The sequence below is a fragment of the Amycolatopsis sp. NPDC051371 genome (genome assembly GCF_040682155.1).
Lineage (GTDB): Bacteria > Actinomycetota > Actinomycetes > Mycobacteriales > Pseudonocardiaceae > Amycolatopsis.
Genome location: NZ_JBFBAG010000083.1, coordinates 1 through 21,615, shown reverse-complemented (window position 1 = coordinate 21,615; position 21,615 = coordinate 1). Strand labels below are relative to the sequence as shown.

The 21,615-nt window shown below is 71.1% G+C and carries 21 protein-coding genes and 1 riboswitch; of the genes, 10 read left to right on the top strand and 11 right to left on the bottom strand.

Translation table 11 applies throughout. From position 1 onward, the window contains the following. Nucleotides 1-56: 56 nt before the first annotated feature. From groL to AB0M59_RS51635, 5 genes are all read right to left on the bottom strand, one after another. Nucleotides 57-1,685 carry a chaperonin GroEL gene (gene groL, locus AB0M59_RS51655; protein WP_364631201.1) on the bottom strand — a complete coding sequence of 543 codons (1,629 nt, stop codon included), beginning with the start codon at nucleotides 1,683-1,685 and terminating at the stop codon, nucleotides 57-59. Nucleotides 1,686-1,999: 314 nt separating this feature from the next. Then, nucleotides 2,000-3,472, bottom strand: a complete 1,473-nt coding sequence (locus tag AB0M59_RS51650) for a serine/threonine-protein kinase (protein ID WP_364631198.1) — start codon at nucleotides 3,470-3,472, stop codon at nucleotides 2,000-2,002. Between the two features lie 57 nt (nucleotides 3,473-3,529). After that, entirely contained in the window at nucleotides 3,530-3,745 is a 216-nt protein-coding gene (locus AB0M59_RS51645) for a cold-shock protein (RefSeq protein ID WP_364364636.1), read from the bottom strand. A gap of 112 nt (nucleotides 3,746-3,857) precedes the next feature. Beyond that, nucleotides 3,858-4,481 carry an AIM24 family protein gene (locus tag AB0M59_RS51640; protein ID WP_364631195.1) on the bottom strand — a complete coding sequence of 208 codons (624 nt, stop codon included), beginning with the start codon at nucleotides 4,479-4,481 and terminating at the stop codon, nucleotides 3,858-3,860. Next, complete coding sequence (locus AB0M59_RS51635) at nucleotides 4,481-5,158, bottom strand: TIGR00266 family protein (protein ID WP_364631193.1); 678 nt, start codon at nucleotides 5,156-5,158, stop codon at nucleotides 4,481-4,483. Before AB0M59_RS51635 ends, AB0M59_RS51640 begins: the two co-directional genes overlap by 1 nt. 74 nt (nucleotides 5,159-5,232) lie before the next feature. On the opposite strand from AB0M59_RS51635, the gene glp reads away from it, so the two are divergent. Then, nucleotides 5,233-6,426, top strand: a complete 1,194-nt coding sequence (gene glp / locus AB0M59_RS51630) for a gephyrin-like molybdotransferase Glp (RefSeq protein WP_364631190.1) — start codon at nucleotides 5,233-5,235, stop codon at nucleotides 6,424-6,426. Here the strand turns inward: glp and AB0M59_RS51625 are convergent. Together AB0M59_RS51625 and AB0M59_RS51620 are read right to left on the bottom strand one after the other, a co-directional pair. After that, nucleotides 6,380-7,633: an MFS transporter gene (locus tag AB0M59_RS51625; protein ID WP_364631187.1), complete on the bottom strand. Its 1,254-nt coding sequence runs from the start codon at nucleotides 7,631-7,633 to the stop codon at nucleotides 6,380-6,382. The genes glp and AB0M59_RS51625 overlap by 47 nt on opposite strands. Then, nucleotides 7,630-8,190 carry a helix-turn-helix domain-containing protein gene (locus tag AB0M59_RS51620; RefSeq protein ID WP_364631184.1) on the bottom strand — a complete coding sequence of 187 codons (561 nt, stop codon included), beginning with the start codon at nucleotides 8,188-8,190 and terminating at the stop codon, nucleotides 7,630-7,632. The genes AB0M59_RS51625 and AB0M59_RS51620 overlap by 4 nt, the downstream gene beginning before the upstream one ends. Nucleotides 8,191-8,272: 82 nt before the next feature. Here AB0M59_RS51620 and AB0M59_RS51615 point away from each other — a divergent pair, with 82 nt between their 5' ends. Continuing rightward, complete coding sequence (locus tag AB0M59_RS51615; RefSeq protein WP_364631182.1) at nucleotides 8,273-8,557, top strand: GlsB/YeaQ/YmgE family stress response membrane protein; 285 nt, start codon at nucleotides 8,273-8,275, stop codon at nucleotides 8,555-8,557. 40 nt (nucleotides 8,558-8,597) lie between these two features. Here AB0M59_RS51615 and AB0M59_RS51610 read toward each other — a convergent pair whose 3' ends face one another. After that, entirely contained in the window at nucleotides 8,598-8,810 is a 213-nt protein-coding gene (locus tag AB0M59_RS51610; protein WP_364631179.1) for a hypothetical protein, read from the bottom strand. Between the two features lie 248 nt (nucleotides 8,811-9,058). Here AB0M59_RS51610 and AB0M59_RS51605 point away from each other — a divergent pair, with 248 nt between their 5' ends. From AB0M59_RS51605 to AB0M59_RS51595, 3 genes are all read left to right on the top strand, one after another. Next, nucleotides 9,059-9,784 (top strand): phosphatidylserine decarboxylase, encoded by a 726-nt coding sequence (locus tag AB0M59_RS51605; RefSeq protein WP_364631176.1) that lies wholly within the window; start codon nucleotides 9,059-9,061, stop codon nucleotides 9,782-9,784. A 3-nt stretch (nucleotides 9,785-9,787) separates the two neighbouring features. Continuing rightward, on the top strand, nucleotides 9,788-10,732 hold the full coding sequence (pssA, locus tag AB0M59_RS51600; RefSeq protein ID WP_364631173.1) for a CDP-diacylglycerol--serine O-phosphatidyltransferase: 945 nt from the start codon (nucleotides 9,788-9,790) through the stop codon (nucleotides 10,730-10,732). A gap of 260 nt (nucleotides 10,733-10,992) precedes the next feature. Then, nucleotides 10,993-13,260, top strand: coding sequence for an AAA family ATPase (locus AB0M59_RS51595; RefSeq protein WP_364631170.1), 2,268 nt, complete (start codon nucleotides 10,993-10,995; stop codon nucleotides 13,258-13,260). Between the two features lie 47 nt (nucleotides 13,261-13,307). Here the strand turns inward: AB0M59_RS51595 and AB0M59_RS51590 are convergent, their stop codons facing one another. Both AB0M59_RS51590 and AB0M59_RS51585 read right to left on the bottom strand, forming a co-directional pair. Next, the gene (locus tag AB0M59_RS51590) at nucleotides 13,308-13,925 is read right to left on the bottom strand and encodes a LytR C-terminal domain-containing protein (protein WP_364631167.1); all 618 of its coding nucleotides are present in this window, start codon (nucleotides 13,923-13,925) and stop codon (nucleotides 13,308-13,310) included. Then, the gene (locus tag AB0M59_RS51585; RefSeq protein ID WP_364631164.1) at nucleotides 13,922-14,230 is read right to left on the bottom strand and encodes a DUF3263 domain-containing protein; all 309 of its coding nucleotides are present in this window, start codon (nucleotides 14,228-14,230) and stop codon (nucleotides 13,922-13,924) included. Before AB0M59_RS51585 ends, AB0M59_RS51590 begins: the two co-directional genes overlap by 4 nt. 155 nt (nucleotides 14,231-14,385) lie before the next feature. Here AB0M59_RS51585 and AB0M59_RS51580 point away from each other — a divergent pair, with 155 nt between their 5' ends. Beyond that, the gene (locus tag AB0M59_RS51580) at nucleotides 14,386-14,964 is read left to right on the top strand and encodes a peptide deformylase (protein WP_364631161.1); all 579 of its coding nucleotides are present in this window, start codon (nucleotides 14,386-14,388) and stop codon (nucleotides 14,962-14,964) included. 59 nt (nucleotides 14,965-15,023) lie between these two features. Here the strand turns inward: AB0M59_RS51580 and AB0M59_RS51575 are convergent, their stop codons facing one another. Further along, nucleotides 15,024-17,189: a glycoside hydrolase family 15 protein gene (locus tag AB0M59_RS51575; protein ID WP_364631158.1), complete on the bottom strand. Its 2,166-nt coding sequence runs from the start codon at nucleotides 17,187-17,189 to the stop codon at nucleotides 15,024-15,026. A gap of 158 nt (nucleotides 17,190-17,347) precedes the next feature. Between AB0M59_RS51575 and AB0M59_RS51570 the strand changes: the two genes are divergently transcribed. From AB0M59_RS51570 to thiD, 4 genes are all read left to right on the top strand, one after another. After that, a complete protein-coding gene (locus AB0M59_RS51570; RefSeq protein ID WP_364631156.1) occupies nucleotides 17,348-17,941 on the top strand; it encodes a LysE family translocator in 594 nt (197 codons plus the stop codon). 80 nt (nucleotides 17,942-18,021) lie between these two features. Continuing rightward, complete coding sequence (locus AB0M59_RS51565) at nucleotides 18,022-18,933, top strand: trypsin-like peptidase domain-containing protein (RefSeq protein WP_364631153.1); 912 nt, start codon at nucleotides 18,022-18,024, stop codon at nucleotides 18,931-18,933. A gap of 48 nt (nucleotides 18,934-18,981) precedes the next feature. Continuing rightward, nucleotides 18,982-19,106, top strand: a riboswitch (TPP riboswitch). Then, nucleotides 19,100-20,746 (top strand): phosphomethylpyrimidine synthase ThiC, encoded by a 1,647-nt coding sequence (thiC, locus tag AB0M59_RS51560; RefSeq protein WP_364631150.1) that lies wholly within the window; start codon nucleotides 19,100-19,102, stop codon nucleotides 20,744-20,746. Its footprint overlaps the riboswitch before it by 7 nt. Continuing rightward, complete coding sequence (gene thiD / locus AB0M59_RS51555; protein WP_364631147.1) at nucleotides 20,743-21,549, top strand: bifunctional hydroxymethylpyrimidine kinase/phosphomethylpyrimidine kinase; 807 nt, start codon at nucleotides 20,743-20,745, stop codon at nucleotides 21,547-21,549. The genes thiC and thiD overlap by 4 nt, the downstream gene beginning before the upstream one ends. The last annotated feature ends 66 nt before the right edge of the window (nucleotides 21,550-21,615 follow it).

Below are 21,615 nucleotides of genomic sequence, written 5' to 3'. Positions count from 1 at the left end.
GGCGAAAAAGAGCCCGGCCCGCCGAAGCGGACCGGGCTCTTTTCAAGCGACCGGACTCAGAAGTCCATGCCACCCATGCCACCGGACGGGTCGGCGGGAGCGGCCGAAGCCTTCTCCGGCTTGTCCGCCACGACGGCCTCGGTGGTCAGGAACAGCGCCGCGATGGAAGCGGCGTTCTGCAGCGCGGAGCGGGTGACCTTCGTCGGGTCCGGCACGCCGGCGGCGAGCAGGTCCTCGTAGACACCCGTGGCGGCGTTGAGGCCGTGACCCTGCGGCAGGCCCTTGACCTTCTCCACCACGACGCCGCCTTCGAGGCCGGCGTTGATCGCGATCTGCTTGAGCGGGGCCTCGACGGCCACCTTGACGATGTTGGCGCCAGTGGCCTCGTCGCCCTCGAGCTTCAGGCCCGCGAAAGCAGCCTCGGCAGCCTGGATGAGAGCGACGCCACCACCGGCGACGATGCCCTCTTCGACGGCGGCCTTGGCGTTGCGCACCGCGTCCTCGATGCGGTGCTTGCGCTCCTTGAGCTCGACCTCGGTCGCGGCGCCGGCCTTGATGACGGCCACGCCGCCGGCCAGCTTCGCGAGCCGCTCCTGCAGCTTCTCGCGGTCGTAGTCCGAGTCCGAGTTCTCGATCTCGGCGCGGATCTGGTTGACGCGACCCTGGATCTGGTCGGCGTCGCCCGCACCCTCGACGATGGTCGTCTCGTCCTTGGTGATGACGGCCTTGCGGGCCTTGCCCAGCAGGGACAGGTCCGCGTTCTCCAGCTTGAGGCCGACGTCCTCGGAGATGACCTGGCCACCGGTCAGGATCGCGATGTCCTGCAGGATCGCCTTGCGGCGGTCACCGAAGCCCGGGGCCTTGACGGCGACGGACTTGAAGGTGCCGCGCATCTTGTTGACGATGAGGGTGGCCAGGGCCTCGCCCTCGACGTCCTCGGCGATGATCAGCAGCGGCTTGCCGGACTGGATGACCTTCTCCAGCAGCGGCAGGACGTCCTTGACGGTGGAGATCTTCGAGCCGAAGAGGAGGACGTAGGGGTCCTCCAGCTCGGCTTCCTGACGCTCCGGGTCCGTCACGAAGTAGCCCGAGATGTAGCCCTTGTCGAAGCGCATGCCCTCGGTGAGCTCGAGCTCGAGACCGAAGGTGTTGCTCTCCTCGACGGTGACGACGCCTTCCTTGCCGACCTTGTCCAGCGCCTCGGCGATCAGCTCGCCGATGGTGCGGTCAGCGGCCGAGATCGAGGCGGTAGCAGCGATCTGCTCCTTGGTCTCGATCTGGACGGCGGCCTTGTGCAGCTGCTCGGTGATGGCCTCGACAGCCGCCTCGATGCCGCGCTTCAGGCTGATCGGGTCGGCTCCGGCCGCGACGTTGCGCAGGCCTTCCTTGACCAGGGCCTGGGCGAGCACGGTGGCGGTGGTGGTGCCGTCACCCGCGACGTCGTCGGTCTTCTTGGCAACTTCCTTGACGAGCTCGGCCCCGATCTTCTCCCACGGGTCTTCGAGCTCGATCTCCTTGGCGATGGAGACACCGTCGTTGGTGATCGTCGGCGCGCCCCACTTCTTTTCGAGCACGACGTTCCGGCCCCGCGGGCCGAGGGTCACCTTGACGGCTTCGGCGAGGATGTTCAAGCCACGCTCGAGACCGCGGCGGGCGTCCTCGTCGAACGCGATCAGTTTGGCCATTGCGGTGTGGTCCTCCGGTATTGGGGGCCGCCGCCGCGCTGTGGTGCTTTGCAGCGGCGGCAGCAGGACTCTTTCCTCGGCCAGGCTCGGTGCCCGCGACGGACGACTGGACCCGGGTGGGGGCCAGCCTCACCGTCCCGACCTTTGGCACTCGACGGCGTCGAGTGCCAAGTCCGTGTTTAGCACTCTGCGGGGGAGAGTGCAAGAAGGCCAGCTCAGCGCGGCACGATCAAGCCCGCTCCGGCGATGTCATGAACGACTCGTTCAGGGCGCCGGACGACATGAACGACCCGTTCATGACGTCCGGGCTCGGGTCAGTTGCCCGGCTTGATGGAGATCGACGTCGGCGGGGCGTTCAGCGACGACGTCGGGTTGGTCTGCGAGTCGCCCGGGCCGACCGGGATGTTCGGGGCGGTCGTCTGGCCGCCACCACCGCTGTCGTCGCCGCTGAAGAGCAAGATCGCGCCGACGATCAGGCCGGCCACCACGACCAGGCCCAGGACGAGGAAGATCCACTTCTTGCCGCCGCTGCTCTGCGGCTGGTGGAACGCGCCCGCGCCGCCGGCCGGCATCGGGGGACGCAGCCGCATCGGGTCCTGGCCGTAGCCGGGCGGCGGGCCCTGCGGGTAGCCGTAACCCGGCGGCGGCCCCTGCGGCATGCCCTGGGGCGGCATCCCCTGCGGCGGCCCCTGCTGGGGGTAGCCGTATCCGGGCGGCGGGCCCTGCGGCGGCATGCCCTGCGGCGGCATCCCCTGGGGCGGCCCCTGCGGCCCGGGCTGCTGGCCGTAGCCGGGCTGCTGTCCTCCGTACGGGTGCACGGGGGCCCCCTCTCCCTGCGGTGCGCTGTTCTGGTGCGGCCCCTGTTGTACCTGACCGGGACGCTGCGGCGCGGGGATTCCACCCGAATTGGACCCGGGAGGACCCGGTGGGGTGTCCGACGCCGCCTGGGCGCCCAGCGCGCGGCGGGCGGCCGCGATCAGCTCGACGCAGCTGGGGTAGCGGTCGGCCGGGCTCTTGGCCATGCCGCGGCGGATGACCTCGTCGATCGCCGGCGGCAGCGCGACGGCACGGGAGATCGCCGGCGGCTCGCCGTTGAGGTGGCCCTTGATCACCGTGGGCACGTCACCCTTGAACGGCGGGCTCCCCGTCAAGCACGCGTACAGCACGCAAGTCAGCGCGTACTGGTCCGTGCGCCCGTCCAGCGGCTCGCCGCGCAGGTGCTCGGGCGCCGCGTACGTCGGCGAGCCGAGGAAGTCGCCGCCGCGCGTCCGGTGTCCCGTCGCGCCACGCCGCGTCAGCCCGAAGTCGGCGACGTACACGTGCTCGCGCGAGGTCTCCTTCTTCGTCACGAGCACGTTGGCCGGCTTGACGTCGAGGTGGACCAGACCACGGTTGTGCAGGGTGTCGAGGGCGTCCGCGACCTGGTCGAGCATCGTCAGGGTGCGCGCGGGCGCGATCGGGCCGCCCGCGATCAGGTCGGCGAGATCGCCGCCGTCGACCATGCGCATGGCGATGTAGAGCATGCCGTCGAGCTCGCCGAAGTCGTACAGCGGCACGACGTTGGCGTGGTCGATCGCGGACGTGTTGCGCGCCTCGTCGACGAACCGCTCGCGGAACTCGGCGTCGGCCCCGAGGTGGTCACCGATGACCTTCAGCGCCACCTTGCGGCCGAGACGCACGTCCGTGGCCTTGTAGGTCACGCTCATGCCGCCCTTGCCGAGGACCCCGTCGATGCGGTAGTTGCCCAGCCGGCGACCGGTGAGGTCCCCCGACACATCGCCTGTCACGCCCGGCAGCCTAACGTCCCTGGTTCCGAGCCTGCCGGGGGTTCGCCAATCGGGTGATCAGGGTGTCGACGCCACCTTGCGCACGTCCGCCGCCTGGCTCCGGCCGTCGCGCCCGGACTGGACTTCGAACTCGACGCGGTCGCCTTCGTCCAAAGTGCGGAATCCGTCGGCCTGAATGGCCGAATAGTGGACGAACACGTCCGGTCCTTCGGTGGATTCGATGAACCCGTAGCCCTTTTCCGAGTTGAACCATTTGACGGTGCCGACAGCCACGGCGCCCTCCCTCAGCACAAAGGATCCGCTGGCCCGAGCGGATGCCAGCGGCGGAAGTGCCAATCACGCTACCGGAATTATTCCCCTCGGCAATGGGCAATTCGTCCGAAGATCACGGGTGGGAAAGGCGGCTGTTGCGCGCTTGCACGAGCACCGTCCCGGGCCCCGCGAAGTCGACCGCGAGCCCTTCGCCCGTGCGCACCGACTGCGACCCGCCGGGATCGAGTGCCCGCAAGCGGCACTGCACGGTGTCGGGGTAGGCCAGCAGGTAGTCCGGCCGGACGGTGACCAGCTCGCCCTTGCCGAGCTCGAAGGCGTCCACCGGACCGGGCGCGGCCAGCACGAGGGGCCCGGTTCCGCTGTAGTGGTCGAGGAACCCGGAGTCGGCGCCGAAGAGCTGCTGCAGCGGTGTCCAGTTCGGGTCGTGCCGGACCGACGACGGCCGCACCAGCACGGCGTCGCGGTGGACCGACCAGCCGGTGCCGCCGCCGAGGTCGAGCGGGTAGACGTCGCCGGGGCGCAGCGGCGCGAAGTCGATCCAGCCGCCGTCCGCGGGCGCGGTGTAGACGGCCGTCGTGGACTTGCCCGCGCGGACACCGCCGCGGCCCGCCGGTGCCTCGGTGACGCCGAAGCGGCTGGCGAGCAGCGTCTCGGGCGCGGCCTGCACGGACTCGCCCGGGTCGAGCAGGACGCGGGCGACGCCGAAGCCGGGGGTGTGCCGGGTCTGGACGCGCATCAGCGGGACGGTACGTGCGAGACGATCCAGCTGACCAGCGCCGACGGGTTGCGCGTCTGCGTCATGATCTGGCCGGGACCGACGAAGTCGAACACGAGACCTTCACCGCTCTTCATGGACTGGATGATGCCCGTCGCGACCTTCCGGATCTGGTACTGCACGGTGTCGGCGTACGCGACGACGTGCCCGGTGTCGACGGTGACCATCTCCCCCTGCTGCAGGGTGATGGTCTCGACCGCGCCGTAGCAGGCGACGAGCAGCTGGCCCTGGCCGGTGGCGTGCGTCAGGAACCCGCCTTCGCCGCCCATCAGGTTCTTCATCCCGCCCCACTTCGTCTCGGTCTGCACGCCGTGCGACGACGCGAGCCAGCAGCCGCGGGTGACGGCCCAGCCGGTCCGGCCGTCGAGGGGGATCACCTGGATGTCGCCGGGCAGGTTGGCCGCGACGTCGACCCAGCCGCCGTTCTGCGGCGCGGTGAAGGTGGAGATGAAGAAGGACTCGCCGGAGAGGAACGCGCGGCCGAGGCCCTTCATGATCCCGCCCTGCGACTGGGACTGGACCTGCACGCCGTAGCTGGTGGCCATCATCGCGCCGGATTCGACCTGGCACGGCTCGCCGGGCGCCAGCATCAGCCGGGCGACGGCGAACGAGGGCTGTTGACGGACCTGGACCTGCATGCGTACTCCCCGATGGCGTGCTCTCGAACGACGCAGAGTCTTGCACGCCCCTCCCGGGGGTGGAGGATGGTCCGGTGATCTCCGTCGACGACTACCGCGACCGGGTTGCCGCGCTCCTGGGCACCTCCCCCGCGACCGCCCTGCCCCTCGCCGCCGCGGCCGGCCTCGTCCTGGCCGAGGACGTGCGGGCCGGCGTTTCCCTCCCGCCCTTCGACAACTCGGCGATGGACGGCTACGCGGTCCGCGCCGCCGACGTCTCGCAAGTGCCGGTGACCCTGCCGGTCGCCGACGACATCCCGGCGGGCCGCGTCGACGTCGGAACGCTCGAACCGGGCACGGCGCACCGGATCATGACCGGCGCCCCGCTGCCGCCCGGCGCGGACGCCGTCGTGATGGTCGAGGACACCGACGGCGGCACCGGAACCGTGACGATCTCCGCCGCGGCCAAGGAAGGCGCGCACATCCGGCACACCGGCGAGGACGTCGTCGAAGGCAGCATCGCGCTGTCCGCCGGGACCGTCCTGGGCCACTCGCAGCTGGGTCTGGCGGCCGCCGTCGGGCTCGCCGAGGTCCGGGTGCACCGGCCGCTGCGGGTGCTGATCGCCTCGACCGGCACCGAGCTGATCGACGCGCCGGCGCCGCTGCGGCACGGCCAGATCTACGAGTCCAACAGCGTGATGCTCGCCGCGGCGGTCCGCGAGCTCGGCTGCGAGGTCGAGGTGGTCCGCAGCGTTGTCGACGACGTCGAGGAGTTCCGCAAGGTCATCGAGCCGAAGCTGGCCGACGCCGACCTGCTGGTCACCTCCGGCGGGGTCAGCGCGGGCGCGTACGAAGTGGTGAAGGACGCGCTGACCGGTCAGGGCGTCGAGTTCGCGAAGATCGCGATGCAGCCGGGCGGGCCGCAGGGCTGCGGGCGCTGGCAGGGCGTGCCGGTGGTGACGCTGCCCGGCAACCCCGTCAGCGTCCTCGTGTCGTTCGAGGCGTTCCTGCGCCCGGCGCTGCTGACGGCGATGGGCCACACCGACGTCACGCGGCGGCGCGTGCGGGCCCGGCTGACCGAGGCGATGTCCTCGCCGGGCGGACGCCGCCAGTACCGCCGGGGCGTCTTCACGCCGTCCGACGGCGAGGTCACCGGGGTCGTCGGGCCCCGCGGCGGCCCCGGTTCGCACCTGCTGGCCGCGTTCACGCAGGCCAACTGCCTGATCGTGCTGCCGGAAGACGTCACATCGGCTGCGGAAGGCGACGAGGTGGACGTCCTGCTGCTCTGACCGGGAAGTCGCGCAGCTTCCGGTACGGCGCGAGCAGCGGGAGCGCCGCGATCAGCGCCACGGCGGCGACCCAGAGCGTCTCGCGGACGCCGATCGCCTCGCCCAGCGCGCCGCCGAGCACCCCGGCCAGCGGGATCGTGCCGTAGGCGACGAGGGAGGCGCTCGAGGTGATCCGCCCGAACAGCTCGGGCGGGCAGTAGCGCTGCCGGAACGTCGCGGTCAGCACGTTCGAAGCGACGACGCCCGCGCAGACGCCGAAGTCCGCGAGCACGAACAGCACCAGGCCGGCGCCCGGTCCGGCGAGCGGGCCGAGCAGCATCATCGGGGCCGCGAAGGCCTCGCAGAGCAGGAACGCCCGCGCGGCGCCGAAGCGCGCGCCGAGCCGGGCGGCCAGCATCGCGCCGAGCACCCCGCCCACCGCGGCCAGGGCGAGGACCAGGCCGACGAGTCCGGGCCCGGCGCCGAGCGTGCGGGACAGGAAGACGATCTGGATGGACGTGTACCCGGTGAGCGCGAGGTTCGAGGCGGCGGCGAAGGCCATCATCGACCGCAGGTACCGGTCATGGGCGACGAACCGCAGTCCTTCGGCGATCTGGCTGCGCAAGGGCGTGCGTTCGGCCGGGGCGACGGTCTCGCGCACCCGGATCCCCCGCACGCACAGCACGGAGATCCCGAAGCTGACCGCGTCCGCGAGGATCCCGCTGACCGGGCCGAACGCCTGCGCCAGCAGCCCGGCCAGGCCCGGCCCGGCGACCTGCGTCGCGGACTCGCTGCCCTGGATCTTGGCGTTGGCCCCCAGGAGCTCGTCCTGGCCGACCAGCGCCGGGAGGTACGCGCGGTAGGCGAGGCTGAAGAAGACCTTGGCGGCGCCGCCGAGGAGGGCCGCAACCAGCAGGTACGGCATGGTCAGCGCGCCGAAGGCGGCCGCGACCGGGACGCTGCCGAACACCGCCATCGACACCGTGTTGCAGACCAGCATCACCGGCCGCTTCGGCAGCCGGTCGACCCACGCGCCGGCGGGCAGCCCGATCACCAGCCACGGCAGCCACGCAACCGCCGTCAGCACGCCGACTTGGAAGGTGCTCGCTTGCAGCGTGAGCACCGCGACCAGCGGCAACGCCGTGCTCGCGACCATGCTGCCGAGCATGCTCGTGGTCTCGCCGGTCCAGAGCAGCCCGAAGTCCCTGTTCCCCCAGAGCCCCTTCACGGCTTGCCCAGCGAAGCCCGCGCGGCGAAGAAGACCGGACGGCGCTCGACGCCGTCACCGGGCTCGGTCCGGTCCTCGAACTCGGCCAGCAGCAGCAGAACCCGCTCGTTCAGCTCTTCGAGCTCGGCGGCGGACAGGCGCATCCAGGTGTCCGTGCTGAACGCCACGCCCCGCCACTCCGGGGGGTAGGTCTCGCGCGTCGCGAGCCACTCGCGCGCGACCGCCATCTGGTGATCGAGGGTCAGCACCTCGGCAGCCTCGGCGACGGGGTCGTCCGGGAAGTCCGCGGACGCCCACCGGAGGGTCTTCACGGATCGCTTCCACCAGCGTTCCCGCTGGTCGCGTGCCAGCTCGGGCGCCACTTCGACCAGCTTGGCCGCCGCCAGCACCTTCATGTGGTGGCTGATGTTGCCCACCGCCTGGTCCGTCTTCCCGGCCAGCATCGACGCCGTCGCCGGGCCGTCCAGGTGGAGCAGTTCCATCAACCGGCGCCGCAGCGGGTGCGACACCGCCGCCAGCACCTTCGAATCCCGGATGTCCCGGACCTCGTCGCTCATGACGTACAAGAGTAGTTGTACAAGACCTCTTGTGCAATGACTCTTGTGCATCTCGGTCGATCGGCCCGCGTAAGCTCCCGCCATGGGTTTCGTCGCATGGGTGATCTTCGGCGCGATCGTCGGCTGGGCGGCGAACCTCGTCGTCGGCGGCCGGGACCGGCGCCGGCAAGGCTGCCTGGTCAGCGTGCTCGTCGGCGTGGTCGGCGCGGCGCTCGGCGGGCTGGTCTACCGGCTCGCGACCGGCCAGTCGAAGACGTTCGACTTCGACTTCCCCAGCTTCGGCGTGGCCATCCTCGGCGCCGTCGTGCTGCTGGCGATCCTGCGGCTCGTGAGCGGTCTCGGCCGTCGCCCGAGTGACCGTTCGTAACTTTTGCCGGACGAATCGTGATCAATGCCCCTTCGGGGAGCTAAAATGCCTCTTCACGCGCATCGCCCGGTGGCCGGGTGCCTGCGCCGTCGGGGGGCGCAGGCACCCGGCCGCGCTTCTTCGCCTCGATGACGACGTCGACGGCGCGCACCGGGGCCAGCAGCCGCGGCACCGGCACCTCGTCGATCTCCCGGCACCACGCGTCCAGGAGCTCGTCGAGGCGAGCTCCGGCAGGATCGCGGTGATCGCTCATCGTCCCCTCGCAAGGTCTCGTGGCAGCGCCCCGAACGGCGTCGACTACTCGGTGTTGTCGCCGAATTCGACCTTGCGTTACCGGGATGTGGCCGCTCCCACCCGCTGCGGGGACACCCTCACGAGGGAGCCGACCAGGGGCGCGCGCCGACCCTCACCTGGGGCAGCGGTAGCGTGGGGGCGCCCGTACGCGGCCGCCGGACCCCGGCGCCGACGCCTCCTTCCGACACGAAACCAGGGGACCCGACCATGAGCGGCACCCGGCCGGAGCCCGGCGCCAACCCCGTCGCACACGCCCTCCAGCTCGCCCGCGAAACGCTGCCGCCGATGCACCCGGCCGGCCGCCCGTTCGTGGCGGGCGGCGTCGCCGCGACACTGCTCGCGCGCCGGTTCTCCAAGCGCCTGGGCGTCCTCGGCGCGCTCACGACCGTGGCGATGGCCGCGTTCTTCCGCGAGCCGAAGCGGGTCCCGCCGCCGCGTGACGGCGTCGCGCTGGCCTCGGCCGACGGTCTCGTCTCGCTGATCGAGGAAGCCGTCCCGCCCGCCGAGCTCGGCCTGCCTGCCGAGCCGCGGATGCGCGTGTCGGTGTTCCTCTCGGTGTTCGACGTGCACGTCCAGCGCGTGCCGGCGAACGGCGTGATCGAGCGTGTCGCCTACCGGCCGGGCAAGTTCCTCTCCGCCGACCTGGACAAGGCGAGCGACGACAACGAACGCAACTCCGTGCTGATGCGCACCGAAGACGGCCACGAGCTCGTCGTCGTGCAGATCGCCGGGCTGGTCGCGCGCCGCATCCTCTGCGAGGTCCGCGAGGGCGACAAGGTCGGCGCCGCCTCGACCTACGGCATCATCCGCTTCGGCTCGCGGGTCGACCTCTACCTCCCGCCGGGTTCGCGCGTGCTGGTCGCCAAGGGCCAGCGCACGGTCGGCGGCGAGACCGTGATCGCCGAACTCCCTGCCGCGCCTGCGAAAGGCTGATCGATGGTCCGCGTGACCACCCCGGGCGTCCGGCTGCTGCCGAACGCCATCACCGTGCTCGCGCTGTGCGCGGGCCTGTCGGCCGTCCAGTTCGCGCTGACGAAGAACTACGCGATGGCGATCGCCTCGATCGGCATCGCGGCGGTGCTCGACAGCCTGGACGGCCGGATCGCCCGTCTCCTCGACGCGACGTCGAAGATGGGTGCGGAGCTGGACTCGCTGGCCGACGGCATCTCGTTCGGCGTCGCGCCGGCGCTGGTCATCTACGTGTGGCAGACCGGCGCGGACCGGATCGGCTGGGTGGCCTCGCTGATCTTCGCCGTCTGCATGATCCTGCGGCTGGCCCGGTTCAACACCCTGCTGGACGACACCGAGCAGCCGGCGTACGCGAGCGAGTTCTTCGTCGGCGTCCCGGCGCCCGCGGGTGGTCTGCTGGCGATGCTGCCGCTGGTGGCGGAGCTGCAGTGGGGCGACGGCTGGTGGTCGTCGCAGTACGTCGTGTGGGCGTGGACGATCGCCATCGCGGCACTGCTGATCAGCCGTATCCCGACGCTGTCGCTGAAGACGGTCAAGGCACCGGCCAAGGCGATCGCGCCGCTGCTGCTCGGCGTCGCCCTGCTGGCGGCGGCGATCATCCAGTTCCCGCTGGTCGCGCTGATCGCGGCGATGGTCCTGTACCTGGCGCACATCCCGTACTCGGTCTACCGGCACCGCTGGCTGGCCGCGCACCCCGAGGCCTGGACGGTCCCGCCGCGCGAGCGCCGCGCGATCCGCCGGGCCTCCCCGCGCCGCCTGGGCCTGCGCCGCCCGCTGCGCCGCCGGGTGGCGGGCGCGGCGATGCGCGCGGTCCGGTTGCCGCGCGAAACGGTCCGCACCCCCCGCGGCAGCGAAAACGGTCAAGGCCCGCGGCGCCGTTCGTGGCGCCAGATCGGCCTGCGCCGCAAGTAAGGGACCGTGATGCCCCTCCAATCACGCGAGATGCCCCTCCAATCACGCGAGTTACGTCCCCAATCACGCGAGATCGGTCCCTGATCACGCGAGCCGACCGTCCGGGTACGCGAGTTCGCCGTTCCGGTACGGCGAACTCGCGTGATCCGAGCGGCATCACGCGTGATCGAGGGGGCATCACGCGTGATCCGCGGGGCATCAGCCCGGCGTTGTAGCCGCAGGGCCTCCTGAGCCGCCGCCGGATCGCTAGGGTGAACGGCGTGAGCCACCCGCAGATCACGCTGACCGTCCGGCACACGCCGTCCGCGCTGGACACCCGCCGCGGCGTCGTCCGGCTGCACCCCGAAGTCCTCGACGCGCTCGGCCTGCGGGCCTGGGACGCCGTGCACCTCACCGGCGCCCGGGTCAGCGCCGCCCTCGCCGCGCCCACCGACGAGGCCGACGTGCCCGGCATCGTCCTCACCGACGACGTCACCATGTCGAACCTCGGCGTCACCGAGGGCGCCGAGATCGTGGTCGCGCCCGCCGACGTCGCCGCGGCCAAGACGGTGACCGTCGCCGGGTCACGGCTGGCCAGCGTCTCGGTCAGCCCGCACATGCTGCGGCTCGCCCTCATCGGCAAGGTGCTCACCGTCGGCGACGCCGTTTCCCTGCTGCCGCAGGACCTCGCGCCGTCACCGGGGTCCGACCCGGCCGGCCTGCGCGGCCAGCTGTCGCGGGCGATCGGCGCGACCTGGACGAACGAGCTGCTCACCGTCACCGCGACCGAGCCGGCCGGCACCGTTGCGGTCGGACCGTCCACAGTGGTCGTCTGGCGCGACGGCGCGCGGCCGGCGCCGGAGCCCGCCGCACCCCGGACGGCGACCGCGCTCGTCCGCACCTCCGCCGTCACCGCGGCCGAGGAGTGGATCGACGCGGAGATCGTCGAAGACGAGGTCGTGCTCGAGGAGATCGTCGAGCCGGTCGTGCCGCTGGCCGACCTCATCGGCGCCGAGGCGACCGCGCGCAAGCTCGCCGAGTGGTTCGACCTGGCGTTCCACCGCCCCGAGCTGCTGGCCCGGCTGGGCGCGCCCGCCCACCTCGGCGTCCTGCTGTCCGGCCCCGAGGGCGTCGGCAAGGCGACGCTCGTCCGCTCGGTCGCGAGCGAATCCGACATCCGCGTGGTGCCGGTGGCCGCGCCGAACCTCGCCGTCCTGGACCCGAACGTCGCGGTCGCGCGCCTGCGCGAGGCGATCCGCGCGGCGGAGGGCCCCACGGTGCTGCTGCTCACCGACGTCGACGCGCTGCTGCCCGCGGCCACGCCACCGCCGGTCGCCACCATCGTGCTGGAGGAGCTGCGGACGGCGCTGCGGCGCGAGCGCTTCGCCGTCGTGGCGACGACGGCCCGTGCGGAGTCCGCCGACCCGCGGCTGCGCGCCGCCGACCTGCTGGACCGCGAGCTCGGCCTCCCGCTGCCGGACGCGAAGACGCGGCGCGAGCTGCTGAACGTCCTCCTCCGCGACGTCCCGCTCGACACGGGCATCGACTGCGGCGTCCTGGCCGAGCGGACTCCGGGGTTCGTCGCCGCGGACCTGATCGCCCTGCGCCGGGACGCGGCACTCCGCGCGGCGCTGCGCCAGCGTGAGGCGGACGAGCCGCGGATTTCGCAGCAGGACCTCCTGGACGCGCTGGCCACCGTCCGCCCGGTGTCGATGTCCACTTCGGACAACCTGGCCACCGGCGGGCTGACGCTGGACGACGTCGGGAACATGGTCGACGTCAAGCAGTCGCTCACCGAAGCGGTGCTGTGGCCGCTGCGGTACCCGGACTCGTTCGCCCGGCTCGGCGTCGAACCGCCGCGGGGCGTGCTGCTCTACGGGCCGCCCGGTGGCGGCAAGACGTTCCTCGTGCGGGCGCTGGCCGGCACCGGCGCGCTGAACGTCTTCGCGGTCAAGGGCGCCGAGCTGATGGACAAGTGGGTCGGCGAATCGGAGCGCGCGGTGCGGGAGCTGTTCCGCCGGGCCGCCGAGGCCGCGCCGTCGCTGATCTTCCTCGACGAGATCGACGCGCTCGCCCCGCGCCGCGGCCAGTCGTCGGACTCCGGCGTCGCCGACCGCGTGGTCGCGGCGCTGCTGACCGAGCTCGACGGCGTCGAGCCGATGCGCGAGGTCGTCGTCCTGGGCGCGACTAACCGGCCGGAGCTGGTCGACCCGGCGCTGCTGCGGCCGGGCCGGCTGGAGCGCCGCGTCTACGTGCCGCCGCCGGACGCCGAAGCCCGCGCCGCGATCCTCGTGGCCAGCTCGAAGAACACGCCGCTGGCCTCCGATGTGGACTTGGCCGAGGTCGCGTCCACTCTGGACGGTTACTCGGCCGCCGACTGCTCGGCGCTCATCCGCGAGGCGGCGCTGACGGCGATGCGTGAGTCCCTGGAGGCCCGCGAAGTCACGGCGGCGCACCTGGACGCGGCACGCAAGACGGTCCGGCCGAGCCTCGACCCGGCCCAGCTCGCGACCCTCGAGGCCTACGCGAAAACCCAGGCCGGAGAGTGAAAAAAGGGGCGCCACCCGCGGGTGGCGCCCCTTTTCGGAGAAGCTCGTCAGCTGCCCTTGTGGCCCGACTCGTAGTTGTTCGTCACGATGACGATCACGCCCGGCGTCGCGTCCTGGATACCGGCGAAGCGGGGCTCGGCCTTGAAGCCGAACTCCTGCGCGAGCTGCTTGGCCGCGGCTTCCTCGTCGGTGCCCGGGCGGTAGTACGCCGTGGTCGCCGGGATGACGCCCTGCGAGTAGTTGCTGACCTCGGTGACGTTCCAGCCCGCGCCGGCGAAGTCGTCCTTCGCGCGCGCGGCGAGGCCCTTGATCGTCGAGTTGTTGAACACCCGGACGGTGACCCACTTGTTCGACGCCTGCTGGTCACCCGGCTGGCCGGGCTGACCCGACGTCGGCTGGCCGGGCGCCGGTGAGGTCGGCGACGGCGGCGTGGGCGACGTCGGGTTCGTCGAGGTCGACGGCGGTGGTGTCGAAGACGTGGTGGGCGGCGTCGACGTGCCGCCCGACGTACCCGGCGGGGTGGCCGTGCCACTCGGCCCGGCTTCGTTCGACCCGCCGCCGCTCAACGCGGACACGCCGCCGATGACCGCGGCGATGATGGCCACCCCGATCAGGGCGACGCCCGCGGCCTTCATCGGCCGGGACATTCCCGAAAACACGCTCATTTCAGCTCGATCCCCAGTCGCCGGGCGCCACGTTTGCGTTGCCGGGCGGCGCGCGTCTTGCGCAGCCGCTTCACCAGCATCGGGTCGGCTTCGATCGCTTCCGGCTTCTCCAGCAGCTTGTTGAGCAGCTGGTAGTAGCGCGTGGCAGACAAGTCGAAGCGCTCGCGGATGGCGTTCTCCTTCGCCCCGGCGTGTCGCCACCACTGGCGCTCGAAGGCGAGGATCTCGACCTCGCGTTCGGTCAGGCCGGGCACGTGCTTCGGCGGCGACGGCTGCGGCTCAGCCATCGACTCCGCGGCGTCCATCCGGGTCCCTCCCAATCGGGCGTCATGGCGAATCAGACCTAGCTCTTCCGCGGGCGTCATTCAACCACGGAAGCCCACGCCGACGTGGGCATCCGCGTCGGCGCGTCACGGTCTGATGCAGGTCTACCAGAGGGGTCCGACTAAACTGCGTGGTCGTGACCATCCACCCCATCGTGATCGCCGGCGAACCCGTGCTGCACCAGCCGACTCGGGAGATCACCGAGTTCGACGAGAAGCTGCGCACGCTCACCGACGACATGTTCGAGACGATGTACGCCGCCGAGGGCGTCGGCCTCGCGGCCAACCAGATCGGCCTCGACCTGCGGGTGTTCGTGTACGACTGCCCGGACGACGAAGGCGTGCGGCACACGGGCCTCGTCGTGAACCCGAAGCTCGAGACGTCGGAGATCCCGGAGACCATGCCGGACCCGGACGACGACTGGGAGGGCTGCCTGTCGGCGCCCGGCGAGTCGTACCCGACGGGCCGCGCGAAGTGGGCGAAGGTGACCGGCTTCGACGTCGAAGGCAACCCGATCGAGGTCGAGGGCACCGGCTACTTCGCGCGCTGCCTGCAGCACGAAACCGATCACCTGGACGGCTTCATCTACCTCGACCGCCTGATGGGGCGGCACGCGCGCGCGGCGAAGAAGATGCTGAAGTCCAACAAGTGGGGCGTCCCGGGCAACTCGTGGCTGCCCCCGAAGACCCCCGAAGACGACGGCGCCGTCCTCTGACCCGCCCCGTCGTGAGTGAGAAACAGGGTTAGAACACTGTTTCTCACTCACGACGGGTTTCAGCAGCCGAGGAAGTGGCAGCGGACCACCTGCGGCGTCTCCAGCGTCGAGCCCGCCTTGACGTCCTGCGCGAGCCGGACGTACTGCGCGTGCGTCCAGGCCAGCGGGGTCGCCGACGTGTTCGGCGTGCCGGTCGGGAAGCCCGGCTGGCCCGACGGCGGGTTCTCGTCCCACACCTGCTCCGGCATGGTCTCCGCCGAGCTGCTCACCCGGCCGAGGTCACGCAGCCGCCGCGCGGCCGACGACGGGTCGCCGAGCGTCAGCTCGTACTCGCCGCGCTCGCCGGCGAGCAGCGGCCACAGCCGCCCGAACGTCGTGCGGCTCTCGGCCGGGAACGTGTAGTCCCACGGCGCACCGTCGGCCTGCTCGCCGTAACCGTCCTTCGTGTAGCGGTGCCAGAACTGGCCCGTCGGCGTGGTGAAGGCGATGTCCTTGTCGGTGACCCTGATGCTGTTGCGGATCACCGGGTCGTCGGCCCGGTAGATACCGAGCCGGACCAGGTCGAGGAAGCCCGCGTCGGTGACCGCGCGCTGGTCCATCGTGACGCTCGAGTTGCCGAGGTTGTACGTCGTGCCGGCGTTGGCGTTCGCGTCCTTGGTGAGCCGGACGAAGTACGGGTCCTTCGACAGCGGCCCGTTCGTGGTGATCGTCTGCTTCGGCAGGTCGGCCTTCATCTTGTCGGCCGCCGCGAGGTACCGGGCGGCGTCCGCCGGAGCTCCGTTGTGCGAAGCCAGATCCGCGGCGCAGACGAGCCCGGCGATCACCGACGCGATGGTCGAGGGCGACCAGCCGTCCTGCTCCTCCCAGCGCTCCTGCTGGGTGTACGGCGCAGGCTGCCCGTTCGGGCCCACGTAACCGAGGATGAAGTCGGCGGCCTTCCGGACGCCGGGCCACAGGTCGGTCCGGCCGAGCTGCTGGGCCAGCACGATCGGGAAAGCGGTTTCGTCGAGCTGGATCGACGTCCAGTACGGCACGCCGTCGACCCGGCTGTTCTGCGGCATGTGCCCGTCGGCCTGCTGCTGCGTGCCGAACATGTAGCTCACGGCGCGGTTCGCGGCGCCCTTGTCGCCGCCGGCGGCCAGGCCGGTCGCGATCTGGTAGAGGTCACGCGGCCAGACCAGGTGGTAGGTGCCGGACGGCGACCACTCCGGGTCGTTGTTCCCGAAGCGCCACGGCATGCTCGGCGACGCGATGAAGGCGCCCGGGTGGTGCTTGTCCTCGCTCGCGGCGAGCGTCAGCATCGACGCCTGGTAAAGGTCGCGCTCGGCGTCGGTCTTCAGCGACGACGGCGGCTTGCTCACCCCGCGCAGGTACTGCTCCCAGCCGCGGTCGTACGCGCGGGTGATGTCGCGGACGCCGCGTCGCTGCGACGCCTGCGCGCTGCCGAGCGCGTCTGCGGCCTTCGCGCCCATGCCGAGGGCGAGGGTGACGTGCCGGTTCCGGACGCCGTCGGCGCTCGTCTGCCCGGTCAGCAGGACGTTGCCCTTCGCGGCGGTGTCGTAGGAGTTCAGCTTGAAGGTCTTCGTGAGCTGCGTGTTCCCGTCGGACGCGCCCGCGTAGCCGACGCTCGTCTTCGTGAACGCGGGCTTCGCGGTCAACGCGGCGGCGTTGGTCGCGTCCTGCGCGGTGACGGCGTCACCCTTGCGCGCGGCCGAGTCGTCGGAGCCGTCGTTGGTGAGGTCCGGGTCGGCGACCGCGTAGAGCTGGTACGGGCGCCCGGTGAGCGACTGGAAGTCGACGTCCACCAGCACCGTCGTGGCGGCCGGGTCGGTGACGTAGGTCTTGCGCAGGCGCCAGCGGTGCTGGTCGTCGGTGATGGTCTGCTCGTAAACCAAACTGTCGTCGTCGGTCCGCCGGACCTGCTGGGACTTCGCCGAGTAGTCGGTGACGGCGAAGCTGCGGCCGTCCGTGACGACGAAGTTCATCGACCGGACGCTCGGCGTCGACAGGTCCGGGTAGTAGACCTCGGACATCTGGCCGCCCTGGAGGGTGAACCAGACGTTGCTGGAGCGGTCGTGAGCCGTGCCGAAGCCGGTCTTGTTCGCGGGCAGCCAGCTGGGATGGGCGCCCGGGGCGCCGGGAGCCTCTCCCCGGGCCGCCGCGATCCCCGGGATCAGGCCGGTGACCAGCAGCCCGGCGAGGGCGCCGAACATGAGTTTGCGCATATCAACCCCACAGAAAGTCGCTTCTGCACCGTTACAGAAGCGCCTGGAAGTGTCTCGCCGATTCTTCACCGGCGCATGGTCCGATCCGGTGAACCACCGACCGTCACTGGTCCGGTAATCCGCTTGCCCACCGTGTCCGGCGCCGCGACGATCGGGTGATGCCGAACCTGCTCGCGTTCCTCCCCGCCGCGTTCCTCATCGCGATGGTCCCCGGGCCCGCGACGGTCATGCTGATCAAGCAGGCGGCCCGCGGCTCGAAGCGCAACGCCTTCGCGACGATCGCCGGCATCGAGTTCGGCGTCGCGTTCTGGGGGCTCGCCGCGGTGTTCGGCCTGACCGCGTTGCTCGCCGCTTCCCAGACGGCGTACGACATCCTGCGCTTCGCGGGCGCGATCTTCCTGGTCTACCTGGGGATCAAGGCGCTGTTCTTCCGCGGTTCGGGTGCGGAGAAGGAGATCCGGCCCGGCGCGGGCTTCCGGTCCGGGCTCCTCACGAACATCGGCAACCCCAAGGCGGGCGTGTTCGCGCTGTCGTTCCTGCCGCAGTTCGTCCCGGCCCACGCGGGCGCCGGCGCGCTGCTGGTCTGCGTCGCGGCCTGGATCGTCGCCGACCTCGTCTGGTACTCGACGCTCGCCCTGCTCGTCACGCGGCTCGGGCAGTGGCTGCGTCGCGAGAACGTCAAGCGGTGGCTCGAGCGCACCTCGGGCGGGCTGCTGATCGGCTTCGGCGTCACCGTCGCCCTCGAGGGCTGAGTTCACCACCAGCGAACGGACTTCCGCGGCCTTCGAGCGCACACTTGTAGTACCTGCAACGGTGTAATCGAGGTGCTCCCATGGACGAGGCGATGGACGCCTACTCGCGCGCCGTCAGCACGGTCGCGAAGACCGTCACCCCGCACGTCGCCGGGGTTCAGCTCGCGCGCGGCAGCGGCTCGGCGGTCGTCTTCGCCGACGACGGCCACCTGCTCACCAACGCCCACGTCGTCACCGACCACCGGCGCGGCGTCGCGACCTTCGCGGACGGCAGCGAGGTGCCCTTCGACGTCGTCGGCGCCGATCCGCTGTCCGATCTCGCCGTGCTGCGGGCGCGCGGCGAGACGCCGTCGGCCGCTCGGCTGGGCGACGCCGACGAGCTCGTCGTCGGGCAGCTCGTCGTGGCCATCGGGAGCCCGCTCGGCTTCTCCGGCACCGTCACCGCGGGCGTCGTCAGCGCGCTCGGCCGGGCGCTCCCGGTGCGGCAGGGGCGCACCGCCCGGGTGATCGAGGACGTCATCCAGACCGACGCGGCGCTCAACCCGGGCAACTCGGGCGGCGCGCTCGCCGACTCCGCCGGCCGGGTGGTCGGCATCAACACCGCGGTCGCCGGCGTCGGGCTCGGGCTCGCGGTGCCGATCAACGCGACGACGCGGCGGATCATCGACACGCTCGTCGTCGAGGGCCGGGTGCGGCGCGCGTACCTCGGCGTCGTCGGCGTGCCCGCACCGCTGCCGGACGACGTCGCCGAGCGCACCGGGCAGAGCGCCGGCCTGCGGGTGCGCGAGGTGGTCGCGGGCGGGCCCGCCGACCGCGCCGGGCTGCGCGCCGGCGACCTCGTGCTGACCGTCGGGCGCACCCGCGTCTCCGACGCCCAAGGCATCCAGCGCCAGCTGTTCGCGGAAGTGATCGGCACCGCACTGCCGATCACCGTGCTGCGCAACGGAGCCATGGTCGACGTCTACGCGACACCGGCCGAACTCGTCGGGTGAGGTGACCTGACTTGAGTATCGCGCGCCGGCGTGGCATGGTCGGTGGCACAACACCAACGCGGGAGCTCGCGCCATGGCGGGCTGAGAGGGCGACTCGGGATCTTTCCCAGGTGTCACCGACCGCATGAACCTGACCGGGTAATGCCGGCGTAGGGAGTGAAAGTCGTTGACGACGCTCGACTCTGCTGTCCAAAAGAAGGACGTCTCCGTAACGACCGGGCCGATCACCGGCTCGCACAAGGTCTACCACCGGACCGAATCCGGATTGCGTGTTCCCGCGCGCCGGATCGACCTTTCCAACGGCGAACACTTCGACGTCTACGACACTTCGGGCCCGTACACCGACCCGGAAGCCGAGATCGACGTCCACAGTGGACTGCATCGGCTGCGCACGGGTTGGGCCGACGGGCGTGAGCACAACACCCAGCTCGGGTGGGCCAAGCAGGGCGTCATCACGCGGGAAATGGAGTACATCGCCGCCCGCGAACGGGTTTCGCCGGAGTTCGTGCGCGCGGAGGTCGCCAGTGGCCGCGCGGTGATCCCGGCCAACCGCCGCCACCCCGAGTCCGAGCCGATGATCATCGGCAAGAACTTCCTGGTGAAGATCAACGCCAACATGGGCAACTCGGCCGTCTGGTCATCGGTCGAGGAAGAGGTCGACAAGATGGTGTGGGCGACCCGCTGGGGCGCCGACACGATCATGGACCTCTCCACCGGCAAGCGGATCCACGAGACGCGCGAGTGGATCATCCGCAACTCGCCGGTCCCGGTCGGCACCGTACCGATCTACCAGGCATTGGAAAAGGTCGACGGGGAACCGGAAAAGCTGTCGTGGGAGATCTACCGCGACACGATCATCGAGCAGTGCGAGCAAGGGGTCGACTACGTCACCGTGCACGCCGGCGTGCTGCTGCGCTACATCCCGCTGACCGCGCGACGCGTCACGGGAATCGTCAGTCGCGGTGGGTCGATCATGGCCGCGTGGTGCCTCGCGCACCACCAGGAGTCCTTCCTGTACACGCATTTCGAGGAACTCTGCGAGATCCTGCGGCAGTACGACGTCACGTTCTCCCTCGGTGACGGCCTGCGCCCCGGCTCGATCGCCGACGCCAACGACCGCGCCCAGTTCGCCGAGCTGGAAACCCTCGGCGAGCTGACGCACATCGCGCGCTCGCACGACGTCCAGGTGATGATCGAAGGCCCCGGCCACGTGCCGATGCACAAGATCAAGGAGAACGTGGAGCTGGAGGAAAAGCTCTGCGGCGAGGCGCCGTTCTACACCCTCGGTCCACTCGCGACGGACATCGCGCCGGGCTACGACCACATCACGTCGGCCATCGGCGCGGCGCAGATCGGCTGGTACGGCACGGCGATGCTCTGTTACGTGACGCCGAAGGAGCACCTCGGCCTGCCGAACCGCGACGACGTCAAGACCGGCGTGATCACGTACAAGATCGCCGCGCACGCCGCGGACCTCGCCAAGGGGCACCCGTACGCGCAGGAGTGGGACGACGAGCTGTCGAAGGCACGCTTCGAGTTCCGCTGGAACGACCAGTTCAACCTGTCGCTCGACCCGGACACCGCGCGGTCGTTCCACGACGAGACGCTGCCCGTGGAAGCCGCCAAGACCGCGCACTTCTGCTCGATGTGCGGGCCGAAATTCTGCTCGATGCGGATCACGCAGGACGTCCGCAAGTACGCCGAGGAGCACGGTTTGTCCACTGTGGAGGCCATCGAGGCCGGCATGGCGGAGAAGTCTGCCGAGTTCTCGGACTCGGGGAACAAGGTCTACCTGCCCGTGGTGCAGCCGTGATTCCACGGACCGCCCTCACCATCGCCGGCTCCGACTCCGGCGGCGGTGCGGGCATCCAGGCGGACCTGCGCACGTTCTTCGCGAACGGCGTCCACGGGCTCGTCGCGCTGACGGCCGTCACGGTGCAGAACTCGTTGGGCGTGCAGGGTTTCACGGAGATCCCGGCGGACGTCGTCACCGCGCAGATCAAGGCGGTGGCGTCCGACATGGGCGTGCACGCGGCCAAGACCGGGATGCTGGCGACGGCCGAGATCATCCGCGCGGTGGCCAAGACGCTGGCCGAGCTGGGCCTGGACTTCCCGCTGGTGGTCGACCCGGTGGCGGCGTCGATGACCGGCCACGCGCTGCTGCGGGAGGACGCCCTGGAGGCGATCCGCACGGAGCTGTTCCCCCGCGCGACGCTCATCACGCCGAACCTGGACGAAGTCGGCCTGCTGACGGGGATTTCGGTTTCCGACGCTGCTTCCCAACGCGCGGCGGCCGAGGCTCTGCTGGAGTTCGGGTCTCAGTGGGTCCTCGTCAAGGGCGGCCACATGCAGGGCACATCGGACTGCGTGGACCTGCTGTCGGACGGCAGTTCGTTCATCTCGCTGAGCGGCCCGCGGTACGAGACGAACAACACCCACGGCGGCGGCGACACGATGGCGTCGGCGATCACGGCGTCGCTGGCGAAGGGCGCCTCGGTGCCGGACGCCGTGGCGGCGGGGAAGAAGTTCATCGAGCGGTGCGTGGCGGAGAGCTACCCGCTCGGCGCGGGCGTCGGGCCAGTGTCGCCGTTTTGGGTGCTGGAGGGTCGTGAGTGAGAAATCCCCACGGGCTTGCTGCCTTCGCATGTCCCGGCCGACCCTTCGGGGAGTCCGCCGGCGGCG

What these genes read in the sequence shown, in the direction of transcription:
- AB0M59_RS51640 (WP_364631195.1), bottom strand. Translation starts at nt 4,481, where the DNA reads ATGCGCGTCCAGACCCGGCACACCCCCGGCTTCGGCGTCGCCCGCGTC.
- AB0M59_RS51635 (WP_364631193.1), bottom strand. Translation starts at nt 5,158, where the DNA reads ATGCAGGTCCAGGTCCGTCAACAGCCCTCGTTCGCCGTCGCCCGGCTG.
- AB0M59_RS51570 (WP_364631156.1), top strand. Translation starts at nt 17,348, where the DNA reads ATGCCGAACCTGCTCGCGTTCCTCCCCGCCGCGTTCCTCATCGCGATG.
- AB0M59_RS51575 (WP_364631158.1), bottom strand. Translation starts at nt 17,189, where the DNA reads ATGCGCAAACTCATGTTCGGCGCCCTCGCCGGGCTGCTGGTCACCGGC.
- AB0M59_RS51610 (WP_364631179.1), bottom strand. Translation starts at nt 8,810, where the DNA reads ATGAGCGATCACCGCGATCCTGCCGGAGCTCGCCTCGACGAGCTCCTG.
- pssA (WP_364631173.1), top strand. Translation starts at nt 9,788, where the DNA reads ATGGTCCGCGTGACCACCCCGGGCGTCCGGCTGCTGCCGAACGCCATC.
- AB0M59_RS51615 (WP_364631182.1), top strand. Translation starts at nt 8,273, where the DNA reads ATGGGTTTCGTCGCATGGGTGATCTTCGGCGCGATCGTCGGCTGGGCG.
- AB0M59_RS51565 (WP_364631153.1), top strand. Translation starts at nt 18,022, where the DNA reads ATGGACGAGGCGATGGACGCCTACTCGCGCGCCGTCAGCACGGTCGCG.
- groL (WP_364631201.1), bottom strand. Translation starts at nt 1,685, where the DNA reads ATGGCCAAACTGATCGCGTTCGACGAGGACGCCCGCCGCGGTCTCGAG.
- AB0M59_RS51590 (WP_364631167.1), bottom strand. Translation starts at nt 13,925, where the DNA reads ATGAGCGTGTTTTCGGGAATGTCCCGGCCGATGAAGGCCGCGGGCGTC.
- AB0M59_RS51585 (WP_364631164.1), bottom strand. Translation starts at nt 14,230, where the DNA reads ATGGACGCCGCGGAGTCGATGGCTGAGCCGCAGCCGTCGCCGCCGAAG.
- AB0M59_RS51605 (WP_364631176.1), top strand. Translation starts at nt 9,059, where the DNA reads ATGAGCGGCACCCGGCCGGAGCCCGGCGCCAACCCCGTCGCACACGCC.
- AB0M59_RS51620 (WP_364631184.1), bottom strand. Translation starts at nt 8,190, where the DNA reads ATGAGCGACGAGGTCCGGGACATCCGGGATTCGAAGGTGCTGGCGGCG.